Origin of the sequence: Lonepinella sp. BR2357, from assembly GCF_051851525.1 — a bacterium.
Lineage (GTDB): Bacteria > Pseudomonadota > Gammaproteobacteria > Enterobacterales > Pasteurellaceae > Lonepinella.
The window spans coordinates 1-426 of sequence record NZ_JBPDVG010000032.1 but is presented as its reverse complement, the minus strand read 5'-3'; the positions used below and the strand labels follow the sequence as shown (position 1 = coordinate 426).

The window sequence follows — 426 nt, the reverse complement described above, 5'->3', positions numbered from 1 at the left end:
GATGATTGGATGTATTTTGATCAAAGGAAAGAAAGTGATTATGACAAAAAACACAATAAAGAAAAACGTGATTGGCTATTCCTCCGTGCTCTTTACGCTAAATATTATCAAGCAGGCTTAAAAGAACTGTTAGCTAAATCCTATCCTGATTTACTCAAGGACAACAGCTATTGCCAGTTGGATCAACGAGAAGGTTCTGTTTGTTCCATTTATAAAACAGCGTTACAGCAAAAATGGCAACAGCAAGAGCGTGATTATATGATGAATTTTGATCGCTTAAAAACTGATTTCAATCAATGTGTGGCGAAAATGGAAAGTTATATCACGGAGAATAATCTTCCTAAACGTTCTGAAGATCTTTCTGGCCAGCAAATTCAACAGTTGAGAGAGAAGAAAGAGCAAATTTATCAAACCTATCCTTGTAAT

Annotated in this window: 1 protein-coding gene; it reads left to right on the top strand. The window is 35.2% G+C overall.

Annotated features, from left to right (window positions below):
* A partial coding sequence (locus tag ACTG7L_RS10795; RefSeq protein ID WP_439328538.1) for a hypothetical protein occupies positions 1–426 on the top strand: 426 nt, incomplete at both ends.